At 68.7% G+C, this 6,629-nt stretch carries 6 protein-coding genes and 1 tRNA gene; 2 read left to right on the top strand and 5 right to left on the bottom strand.

The genetic code is table 11. The features are described from left to right. The 5 genes from RMO04_RS06065 to glmU form a co-directional block, all read right to left on the bottom strand. The coding region (locus RMO04_RS06065; RefSeq protein ID WP_309643892.1) for a 3-deoxy-7-phosphoheptulonate synthase class II at positions 1–1,024 on the bottom strand (1,024 nt) is incomplete at its 3' end. Positions 1,025–1,085: 61 nt separating this feature from the next. Next, complete coding sequence (locus tag RMO04_RS06060) at positions 1,086–2,282, bottom strand: O-antigen ligase family protein (protein ID WP_309643891.1); 1,197 nt, start codon at positions 2,280–2,282, stop codon at positions 1,086–1,088. Next, positions 2,279–3,661 carry a glutathione-disulfide reductase gene (gor, locus tag RMO04_RS06055; RefSeq protein WP_309643890.1) on the bottom strand — a complete coding sequence of 461 codons (1,383 nt, stop codon included), beginning with the start codon at positions 3,659–3,661 and terminating at the stop codon, positions 2,279–2,281. Before gor ends, RMO04_RS06060 begins: the two co-directional genes overlap by 4 nt. 12 nt (positions 3,662–3,673) lie before the next feature. After that, positions 3,674–4,363: a ribose-5-phosphate isomerase RpiA gene (gene rpiA / locus RMO04_RS06050; protein WP_309643889.1), complete on the bottom strand. Its 690-nt coding sequence runs from the start codon at positions 4,361–4,363 to the stop codon at positions 3,674–3,676. Positions 4,364–4,400: 37 nt separating this feature from the next. Beyond that, a complete protein-coding gene (gene glmU / locus RMO04_RS06045) occupies positions 4,401–5,750 on the bottom strand; it encodes a bifunctional UDP-N-acetylglucosamine diphosphorylase/glucosamine-1-phosphate N-acetyltransferase GlmU (protein WP_309643888.1) in 1,350 nt (449 codons plus the stop codon). Between the two features lie 84 nt (positions 5,751–5,834). Here glmU and RMO04_RS06040 point away from each other — a divergent pair, with 84 nt between their 5' ends. Both RMO04_RS06040 and RMO04_RS06035 read left to right on the top strand, forming a co-directional pair. Continuing rightward, positions 5,835–6,524, top strand: a complete 690-nt coding sequence (locus tag RMO04_RS06040) for an HAD hydrolase-like protein (RefSeq protein WP_309643887.1) — start codon at positions 5,835–5,837, stop codon at positions 6,522–6,524. Positions 6,525–6,572: 48 nt separating this feature from the next. Next, positions 6,573–6,629: transfer RNA gene (locus tag RMO04_RS06035), tRNA-Val, on the top strand.

Below are 6,629 nucleotides of genomic sequence, written 5' to 3'. Positions count from 1 at the left end.
CCTTGGTGGCGGCCAGCAGGCCCGGCAGGCGCTTCTCGATCTTGTCGTAACCGAAGCGGCCGTAGAGCGTGATGCGGCCGGCCTCGTCCTTCGGGTTCAGCACGTCGATGAGGCGCAGGATGTCGTCCGCCTCCATCGTCGGGCCGCACTTGATGCCGATCGGGTTGCGGATGCCGCGGAAGAACTCCACGTGGGCGCCGTCGAGCTGGCGCGTCCGCTCGCCGATCCAGAGCAGGTGGGCCGAGGTGTCGTACCATTCGCCCGAGGTGCTATCGACGCGGGTCATCGCCTCTTCGAAGCCCAGCAGCAGGCCTTCGTGGGAGGTGAAGAACTCCACCTGGTGCAGTGCCGGCTGGCTCTCGGGCGTCACGCCGATCGCCTGCATGAACGCCAGGGTCTCGCTGATCTTGTCGGCGACCTCGCGGTAGCGCGCGCCTTGTGGGCTGTCGGCCACGAAGCCCAGCGTCCAGCGGTGGATGTTGTAGAGGTCGGCATAGCCGCCGCCGGCGAAGGCCCGCAGCAGGTTCAGGGTCGAAGCCGACTGGCCATAGGCCTGTAGCAGGCGCTGAGGATCAGGCACGCGGCTGGCGGCGTCGAAGTCCATGCCGTTGATGATGTCGCCGCGATAGGACGGCAGCTCGACGCCGTCGATGGTCTCGACCGGTGACGAGCGCGGCTTGGCGAACTGGCCGGCCATGCGCCCCACCTTCACCACCGGCTTGCCGCCGGCGAAGGTCAGGACCACCGCCATCTGCAGGATCAGTCGGAAGGTGTCGCGGATGTTGTCGGCGTGGAATTCCTTGAAGCTTTCGGCGCAGTCGCCACCCTGCAGCAGGAAAGCCTTACCCGCGGCGACGTCGCCCAGCAGGCTCTTCAGGCGCCGCGCCTCGCCGGCGAACACCAGCGGCGGCATGCCGCGCAGGGTCTGCTCCACGCCGGCCAGGGCCGCCATGTCCGGATAGTCGGTGGGGAGATGCTTTGCGGGTTTTTTTCTCCACGAAGCGGGCGTCCAGTGTTCGGTCATGTCTCAACTCCGCGCCTGCACGCGGGTTTGCGGGCAAACGAAACCGCGCCTTCTACTCCGATTAGGGTCGCGGCGTCGATGGGGCGCGCGCCGCCAACAGGCAGGCCGCCGTCGCCAGGGCGCCTATGGCCAGGAACCATTCCTGCCAGACGCCGAAGGAAAACGCCGAGTAGGTGAGATAGGCCGCCGCCGTGGCCGCGCCGACAGCGCGGCCGAGATCGCGCTCGCGATGGCTGAGCCCGGCCAGGATCGACGCCCAGAACACCGCCGCCGCCATCGCGCCGATGAGGCCCAGCTCCAGCCAGATCTGCAGCGCCGCATCGTGCGGGTGCAGCTTGATGCCCGGCGAGAACATGCGGCTGGCGTCCAGGCCCCAGCCCCGCGACGGGTGGTCGCCGATCCAGGTCGCCGCGCGCCGCCAGTAGCCCATCCGCAAGGCCCAGGAGAGCGGCATGCTGGCCTCGACCTGCGCGTAGAGGCCAATCTTCTGAGCCGCCCAGACGAAACCCGGCGCGCCCAGGAAGAAGGCCGCGGCGAAACCGGCCAGCACCCGCGGTCCGATGCGGGGCCAGGCCCAAACCGTCAGTCCAGCGAGGATCGCGGCGATCAGGGCCACCATCGGCGCGTCCGTGGCGAACAGCAGGCCCACACCGATGCAGCCGGCCCCCATCGGCAGGATCAGCCAGCGGCTCTCCCCCAGTCGGATCGCCGCGAGCGTCGCGGCCGGTGTCAGGAGCGCCAGGACGAATCCGGCCTGGGCGACGTTCTTCACCGCCAGATCGGCTCGGATCGGATCGCCAAGCGCGTCACGCAGGGTCCGGTAGACCGCCGCGCCGGTGGCGGTCTCGATGCTGAGCAGCAGTCCCAGGGCCGCCAGGCCCCACACCAGGACACGCAAAGCGATCGTCCGCGGTCCGGCGGCGGCGTCTCGGGCCGCGCAGATCACGGCCCAGTAGAGCGCGGCCTGGGCGATCAATTTGAAGGCGGTGGCGCCCTCCAGATCCTCCGGCGTGTAGGGGCTCCAAGAGGTCGAAGCCAACGCCCAGGCCAGGATCACCACCACGGCGATGGCCGCCGGGCGGTCGGCGTCGATGATCCGAAGGCCGCGCAGGGTCATCAGGCCCGCAAGGCCGACCAGCGGCGCGAAGGCCAGCGGCCCACCCCAGGCGGCGAAAGGGATCAGGGCGAACAGCCCGACCAGGATCCAGCCGGACCAGACCGAGACTCGCGCCTCGGGGATCGACGCCCCTTGCGTCATGCGGCGGCGCCGAGCCCCGGAGCCACGTACTTGTCGCGCATGGTGACCAGTTCCTCGGCCAAGGTCGGGTGGACGGCGCAGGTGGAATCCCACTGCTGCTTGGTCACGCCCATCTTCAAGGCGATGGCCGCCATCTGGATGATCTCAGGCGAATCTGGCCCCACCACATGGCAGCCCACGACCCGCTGGTTCGCGGCCTCGACCACCAGCTTGATCAGGCAACGCTCGTCGCCGCCGTAGAAGGTGGTCTTCATCGGCCGGAAGCGGGAGAGGTAGATGTCGATCTTGCCGTGCTGATGGCGCGCGTCGGCCTCTGACAGACCCACCGAGCCGACCGGCGGCTGCGAGAACACCGCCGAGGCCACCATGTCATGATCGAAACTGGTTGGGTTGTCGTAGAACTCGGTCTGGGCGAAGGCCGCGCCCTCGCGGATCGCCACCGGGGTCAGGTTGATCCGGTCGGTGACGTCGCCGACCGCCCAGATGTTGGCGACATTGGTCTTGGAGAACTTGTCCACCGCCACCGCGCCCGCCTCGTTCAGCGCCACGCCGGCCTTCTCCAGGCCCAGGCCATCGGTGTAGGGCTTGCGGCCAGTGGCGAACATCACGAGGCCGGTCTCGATCGCCGAGCCTGAAGTCATGTGGCTGACATAGCCGCTCGCCGTCTTCTCGATGCGCTCGTGCTGGCAGCCCAGGACGATCTTGATCCCGCGCTTCTTCATCTCCTCAGTCACGTGGGCGCGGATATCGTCGTCGAAACCGCGCAGGATATTGGCCCCGCGATAGACCAGGGTCGTGTCCACCCCCAGGCCATTGAAGATTCCGGCGAACTCCACGGCGATATAGCCACCGCCGGCGATCATGATCGACTTGGGCAGTTCGGGCAGGTGGAAGGCCTCTTCCGAGGTGATGATGTGCTCGGCGCCCTCGAAGTCCGTCGGCTTCCAGGGGCGCCCGCCAGTGGCGATCAGGATCTTGCCCGCCGTCAGCGTCCCCTTGCCTTCCAGTTCGACCGTGTGGGCGTCCTTGAGCCGCGCCTTGGCGTGAACGATCTCGGCGCCGGCGTTGGAGAGGTTGGTGACATAGATCCCCGACAGCCGGGCGATCTCGCGGTCCTTGGCGTCCAGGAAGGTCTTCCACTCGAAGGTCGCCTGGCTGGCCGACCAGCCGTAACCCTCAGCGGTCTGCGCGTAGTGGGCGAACTCCGAGGCGTAGACCATGAACTTCTTGGGCACGCAGCCGCGGATCACGCAGGTGCCGCCGACGCGATGCTCCTCGGCGACGGCGACCTTGGCGCCGCTCATGGCCGCGAGCCTGGCCGCGCGCACGCCCCCTGAGCCCGCGCCGATGACGAAGAGGTCGTAGTCGTAGTTCGCCAAGACGGGCGCTCCTTAGGGTTCGAAGGTGACGACGCCGTCGGGCGTTCCCACCAGGGCCAGGTCGGCCAGGTCGAGGAACAGGCCATGATCGACCACGCCGGTCACGCTCTTCAACGCGGCGGCCAGCAGGGCAGGCTCCTCGATGCGCCCGCACGCCGCGTCATAGATGAGGTTGCCGCCGTCGGTTTTCATCGGGGCGCCATCCTTCAGTCTCAGGCGCGGGGCGACCCCCAGGTCGCATTCGGCCAGGGCGTCGCAGATCCGCAGAGCCGTGGTCTGGTGGCCGAAGGCCACGACCTCGATCGACAAGGGGAACTGACCCAGCGTCTTCACCCGCTTGGCGGCGTCGGCGATGACCACGCAGCGCTTGGAGGCCTCCCAGACCAGCTTCTCGCGCAGCAGGGCGCCACCGGCGCCCTTGATCAGCGACAGGGCCGGGCCGATCTCGTCGGCGCCGTCGACCGTCAGGTCGATGGAACCCACCTGATCGAGCTCCGTCAGCCGGATTCCGAGGCTCGCGGCGAGCTCGCCGGTGGCCACCGAGGTGGGCACGCCAACGATGTCGAGCCCTCGCGCCGCCAAGGCCTTGACGAACCAGGCCGCGGTCGAGCCAGTGCCCAGACCCACGACCATCCCGGATTCCACCAGAGCCGCGGCGGCCTCGCCGCTGGCTCGCTTCTGATCATCGATCGCTGCGCTCATGGCGGTGACATAGGCGAAGCCAGCGCGGCCCGCGACGTTATTTTTTCGCCTTCTTGGCGAGCTTGGCCGCCCGGAAGCGCGCCGCCCAACCTTGCTTCTCCACCTGCGTCCCGCGTTCGAGCGCGAGCGCGTCCGCCGCCACGTCGCGGGTGATCACTGAGCCGGAGCCCGTATAGGCGCCCGCCCCGATCTTCACCGGCGCCACCAGGGCGGAGTTCGAGCCGACGAAGGCGCCTTCTCCCACATGGGTCTCGTGCTTGTCGAAGCCGTCATAGTTGCAGAAGATCGTGCCGGCCCCGATGTTGGCCTTCGCGCCGATGGAGCCGTCGCCCAAATAGGCCAGGTGGTTGGCCTTGGCGCCCGCGCCGACCTTGACCTTCTTGACCTCGACGAAGTTGCCGATGTGGGCCTCCTCGCCGATCTCCGCGCCGAGACGCAGGCGGGCGTAGGGCCCGATCAGGGCTCCGGCCATCACCTTGGCGCCCTCCAGGTGGCTGAAGGCGCGGATCACCGCCCCGGTTTCGACGGTCACGCCGGGGGCGAAGACCACGAACTGCTCGATCACGGCGCCGGCGGCGATCTGAGTGTCCCACGAGAAGTGCGCCGTCTCGGGCGCCAGCATCTGCACGCCCTGCGCCAGGAAGTGCGCGCGCTTCCGGTGCTGGAAGATCGCCTCGGCCTGCGAGAGCTGCATGGGCGTGTCGCAACCCATGACCGCGCTTTCGGGGGCGAAGGCGGCGCGGACCATCGCTTCCTCCGCCGTGGCCAGGCCCACGATATCGGTCAGGTAGTACTCGCCCTTCGCATTGTCGTTGGTGACCCTGTCCAGCCAACCGAACAGCGTCGCCCGGTCGGCGGCCAGCATTCCCGCGTAGCAGGCGCGGACCGCCTTCTGCTCGGGCGTGCAGTCCTTGGCCTCGACGATGCGAAGCACATGCCCGTCCGCGCCGCGGATCAGGCGTCCGTACAGCAGGGGATCGGCCGGCTCGAAGCCAAGCAGGGCCAGCGGCGCGCCTTCAGCCCGCAGCTTGAACAGCGGATCGAGGTCCTGGGCCTCCAGCAGCGGGCAGTCGCCGTTCACAACCAGCACGTCGCCGTCGAAGTCCGCCAGCGCAGCCTTGGCCGCCAGCACCGCGTGCCCCGTGCCCAGCGGCGGGTCCTGCACGGCCACGGCGGCCTCGCCCAGGCGGCGCACCACCAGCTCACGCACCGCGGCGCTGTGGGTCCCCACCACCACGACGATCTTCTCGCAGCCGGTCGCTTGCACGGTGTCGATCACTCGGTCCAGCAGGGTGCGCCCGCCCACCTTGTGCAGCACCTTGGGCAGGGGCGACTTCATGCGCGTGCCTTGGCCGGCGGCCATGATCACTGCGGCGCGTGCGGTCATCGAGCGGTCCTTCGAGTCGGGGCGGTCATTGCAATCTTGCGGCCTTTAGCGGAAACGGCGAGCGGTTTCGATGGAGCGCGCACCTTGGCCGACCTCTCAATGCTGGACGGCGCGACGCTGGCCTTCGACCTGGACGGCACCCTGGTCGATTCCGCACCCGACCTGATCGGGACCTTGAACGTGCTTCTGGCTCAGGAGGGGATCGCGGCCCTGCCCCTCGAGGACGCGCGGCCCTTCATCGGCCATGGCGCCCGGCGTCTGATCGAGCGAGGCTTCGCCGCCCAGGGCCATCCGATCCCGACCGACCGGATGGACGATCTCTTCGCCCGCTTCATCGCCCACTACAACGACCACAGCGCCGACCTGACCCGGCCCTTTCCGGGCTGCGTCGAGGCGTTGAGCGTCATGAAGACGGCGGGGGCCAAGCTGACGGTCTGCACCAACAAGCTCACCAGCCTGTCCACGCCGATCCTCGCCAAGCTGGATATCGCCTGGCTGTTCGACGCGGTGATCGGCGCCGACCTCGCGCCGGCGCCCAAGCCCGACGCGCGCCACCTGATCGCCGCCGTGGAGGCCGCGGGGGGGAGCATGGACCGGGCCCTGATGGTCGGCGACGCCTCCACCGACGCCGGCGCGGCGCGGGCGGCGAAGGTCCCGCTCATCCTGGTCAGCTTCGGCTACACCGAGATCCCGGCGGCCGAACTGAACCCCGACATCCTCATCCACCACTTCGACGAGCTGCCCGATGCGTGCGTTCGTCTTCTCACCGCTTGAACCGGGCGCCTCACCGGGCTATAGGCGCATCCCTTCCGGAGGATGTGTAGCTCAGCGGGAGAGCACCTCGTTCACACCGAGGGGGTCACAGGTTCAATCCCTGTC

It is taken from the genome of Phenylobacterium sp. (assembly GCF_031412415.1).
Taxonomy (GTDB): domain Bacteria; phylum Pseudomonadota; class Alphaproteobacteria; order Caulobacterales; family Caulobacteraceae; genus Phenylobacterium.
This window is presented reverse-complemented; position numbering and strand designations above follow the sequence as displayed.

Coding starts and splice junctions, on each gene's coding strand:
- RMO04_RS06060 (WP_309643891.1), bottom strand. CDS start 2,282: ATGACGCAAGGGGCGTCGATCCCCGAGGCGCGAGTCTCGGTCTGGTCC.
- rpiA (WP_309643889.1), bottom strand. CDS start 4,363: ATGAGCGCAGCGATCGATGATCAGAAGCGAGCCAGCGGCGAGGCCGCC.
- glmU (WP_309643888.1), bottom strand. CDS start 5,750: ATGACCGCACGCGCCGCAGTGATCATGGCCGCCGGCCAAGGCACGCGC.